The 3,707-nt window shown below is 33.2% G+C and carries 3 protein-coding genes; all 3 read right to left on the reverse strand.

The window, feature by feature from the left end; all coding sequences use genetic code 11:
- Positions 1–64 precede the first annotated feature (64 nt).
- From DNC80_RS14590 to hutH, 3 genes are read right to left on the reverse strand one after another with little or no spacing between them, the layout of a single operon-like run.
- A complete protein-coding gene (locus DNC80_RS14590; protein WP_182651843.1) occupies positions 65–1,411 on the reverse strand; it encodes an inorganic phosphate transporter in 1,347 nt (448 codons plus the stop codon).
- Positions 1,412–1,440: 29 nt separating this feature from the next.
- Positions 1,441–2,085 (reverse strand): DUF47 domain-containing protein, encoded by a 645-nt coding sequence (locus DNC80_RS14595; RefSeq protein WP_144892289.1) that lies wholly within the window; start codon positions 2,083–2,085, stop codon positions 1,441–1,443.
- 49 nt (positions 2,086–2,134) lie between these two features.
- The gene (hutH, locus tag DNC80_RS14600) at positions 2,135–3,649 is read right to left on the reverse strand and encodes a histidine ammonia-lyase (protein ID WP_182651844.1); all 1,515 of its coding nucleotides are present in this window, start codon (positions 3,647–3,649) and stop codon (positions 2,135–2,137) included.
- Positions 3,650–3,707: the final 58 nt, after the last annotated feature.

A 3,707-nucleotide genomic window follows, 5' to 3' on the forward strand; every position in this document is an offset into this window, starting at 1 on the left:
CGAATATAAAAAAACCATTCCGTTAAGAATGGTTTTTTTATATTCGATATTTTAATGTTTTAATTTATATAAAAATACGAAACATATAATATATGATAGCTGCTAAAATTGCAGAAATAGGAATAGTTAGTACCCAAGCCCAAATAAGACTTACAGTCATTCCCCATCGCACAGCTGATACTCTTTTTGTTAATCCAACACCTATTATAGAACCTGTAATGGTATGCGTTGTGCTTACTGGAACTTTAAAATGCTCTGTAAAATACAAAGTAAGTGCACCTGCGGTTTCTGCAGCAACACCTTCAAAAGAAGTAACTTTTGTGATTTTTGAACCCATCGTTTTTACAATTTTCCAACCACCACTCAATGTCCCCGCTGCTATTGCAGAATAACATGCTAGAGGAATCCATTCTGGCATTTTAAAAACGCCTTCTTCATTTGGTAACACTACATCTAACCAATCTGGAAGACTTTCTTGACTCAATCCGCTTGTTTGAATATAAACTGTAACTGCTGCTGCAATAATTCCCATAACTTTTTGTGAATCATTACCTCCATGACCAAGACTAAATGCTGCTGATGATAACAATTGCATCTTTTTCAACCAAGCAGTTGATTGATGTAAGTTTAAAGAGCTAAATATTAAACTAAAACCACTAATGGTCAAAATTATAAATGCAACTAAAAACCATTTAATATTATGAGATTCAAAAACTACACTCCAAAAATGCGAATCGAAACGCGGTTTTTTAATATCCACAAAATAAACCATTTGAGACTCTACAAACCAAATTGTTAATAACATCAAACAAACTGTAAAAATCTTGGGATATATACTTCTTTTAGAAGCATTTAAAAGCCAAATAGATATCAAATAAGACATAAAAGCTCCCAAAAGTGGCGCTAGTACAATAAAAGCAATGATTACCAATACTCCAGATGGAAAACCTCCGTCTTTACCAGCTGTGTACCAGTTTACAGTATCATACCAATAAGCGGTATGTAACTCAGCACCTGATCCTACTGAATATCCTGAGAAACCATGAACTGCTAGCGCGTGAGCAATGGCTGCACCAGCAAAACCACCAATAAGTGTGTGTGATGAACTCGATGGAATACCTTGCCACCAAGTAAATAAATTCCAAATAATTGCGGCTATAACACCTGCTAAAATTACAACAAGATCAATCTCGAGAGTATTGGCTGTTTTTGCAACTGTATCAGCCACACCAAAACCAAAAACCCAATAGGCCAAAAAGTTAAAAAAAGCAGCCCAAACTACAGCTTGAAATGGCGACAAGACTTTTGTTGCAACAACTGTAGCTATTGCATTGGCAGCATCATGAAAACCATTGATGTAATCAAAGATTAAAGCTAAGACAATGATAACTATAAGTAAGGTGAAATCCATAAGAGTTATTTCAGATAAAAAGGAATTAATTAAGAATGTTTTACAGAAATAGATTCTAGAACTGCAGCTACACTTTTACACTTATCTGTTGCTGTTTCCAGTACAGAAAGCACTTCCTTATATTTGATAATATTTTTAGCATCTGTTTCATTTTCGAATAAGTCAAGAACGGCTTTATCGTAAACATTATCAGATTTATTTTCTAATTTATTGATGCGAACACATGCATCAGTAATATTTTTCATTTTCTTTAAATCTCTTAACTCTCTTATAGCAACATCAATATTTTGACAAGCCTCAAGGTTAATCTCCGTTAATTTTCGGATTGATTTTGTAATTTTATCCACTTGATACAAGCGTATTCTGCTTGCAGCTCCATGAAGATTATCGGCAACATTATCAATTGAAGTAATCAAGGAATGAATATCTTCTCTATCAAATGGAGTTATGAAATTTCTACTCAACTCAAGGTTGGTTTGACGAGTGATGTCCTCCCCTTTTTGTTCTAAAACATCAATTTTTTGAAAAAGAATTTCACGCTCTTTAAAAGGTAAATTTACTGCTTCATGTAAATTAATTGCAATTTCAATTAAATTACTAGATGCTTCTTCAAAAAGTGGAAAAAATTTTTTGTCTTTAGGAACCAAAAATTGGAAAAAATTATTAATGTTCATTTGATTTAATTTTAGTCAGGCAAAATTACTTCATTATTAATTGCTAACGTTAAGCCATTGTTAACAAATTATTCTCAACCGGATAAGTATTCAAAAAAGCTACTGTCTTTAAAATATCGTAATGAAGAATCCTATCCTCAGTGATCAAAGGCACTGCAGAGCGATATGAATCTATAAAATTTTCGATTAAAACACTTGACTTTAAGGGTTTTCGGTATGCAAGTGCTTGTGATGCATTGAGGAGTTCAATAGACAAAATGCGTTCTACATTATCAACAACACGAAGTGCTTTTGTAGCTGCATTAGCACCCATACTCACATGATCTTCTTGACCGTTACTCGAAACAATATTATCAACACTGGCTGGAGTAGCCAATTGTTTGTTTTGACTTGCAATACTAGCTGCCGCATATTGCGGTATCATAAGTCCTGAGTTAAGTCCTGGATTATCAACCAAAAAAGCTGGCAATCCCCTATTACCTGAAATTAATTGATAGGTTCTACGCTCAGAGATACTACCTAATTCTGAAAGGGCAATTGCCATAAAATCAAGAGCCATTGCAAGAGGTTGACCATGAAAATTACCTCCAGAAATTATTTGATCTTCATCAATAAATATATTAGGATTATCGGTTACCGAATTAATCTCGGTAGTAAATATTTTTTTTACATACTCAAAAACATCTTTAGAAGCTCCATGCACTTGAGGAATACATCTAAATGAGTAAGGATCTTGTACGTGATTTTTGGGTTGTTTTATAATTTCACTGCCTGACAGAAAATGAACCATATTTTGCGCTGTAATAATCTGCCCTTTATGAGGTCTAACAAAATGAATGAGCTCATTAAAAGGCTCTATCCTTCCATCAAAACCCTCTAGAGATACAGCACTTATGAAATCTGCAAAATAAGATAATGTATTGGATTTAAGTAAAACATAAACTCCATAAGCACTCATAAATTGAGTACCATTCAATAATGCTAATCCTTCTTTTGATTTTAATTCAATAGGATCCCAATCAAATTCTTTTAAAACTACTGCTGCTTCAACCTTTTGATCTTTGTAATAAACCTCACCATGACCAATGATTGGTAAAGATAAATGCGCTAATGGCGCCAAGTCACCACTGGCTCCAAGTGACCCTTGCGTATAAATTACGGGTAAAATATTATTATTATAAAATGACACTAACCTCTCCACTGTTTCTAGTTGAATTCCAGAGTTCCCATAACTAAGTGATTGTATTTTTAATAATAGCATCAGCTTAATAATTTCTTTTGGAACTTCATCTCCTGTTCCACAAGCATGAGATTGCACTAAGTTTTCTTGAAGCTTAGATAAATTTTCATTAGAAATTTTCACATTGCACAACGAACCAAACCCAGTGTTTATCCCATAAATAGGTTCTATTTGAGACACCATTTTTTTGTCTAAATACGCTCTACAATTTTGTATGTTAATTTTCGCCTCATCTGACAGGGCTAAATATTTATTCTCTTTAATAATCTTATCTACAGATTCAATCGTAAGCAACTCAGTGCTAATATAATGTGTATTATCCATCAGTATCTTATTTGAAAAGTAAATTTGATCAATTCTTTATTAGTACACAACATAAATT

This window comes from Flavobacterium sp. SOK18b, from assembly GCF_014156605.1.
GTDB classification, from domain to species: Bacteria; Bacteroidota; Bacteroidia; order Flavobacteriales; family Flavobacteriaceae; genus Flavobacterium; species Flavobacterium tiangeerense.

Excerpts from the sequence above, each read along its gene's own strand:
- DNC80_RS14590 (WP_182651843.1), bottom strand. The coding sequence starts at position 1,411 with ATGGATTTCACCTTACTTATAGTTATCATTGTCTTAGCTTTAATCTTT.
- DNC80_RS14595 (WP_144892289.1), bottom strand. The coding sequence starts at position 2,085 with ATGAACATTAATAATTTTTTCCAATTTTTGGTTCCTAAAGACAAAAAA.
- hutH (WP_182651844.1), bottom strand. The coding sequence starts at position 3,649 with ATGGATAATACACATTATATTAGCACTGAGTTGCTTACGATTGAATCT.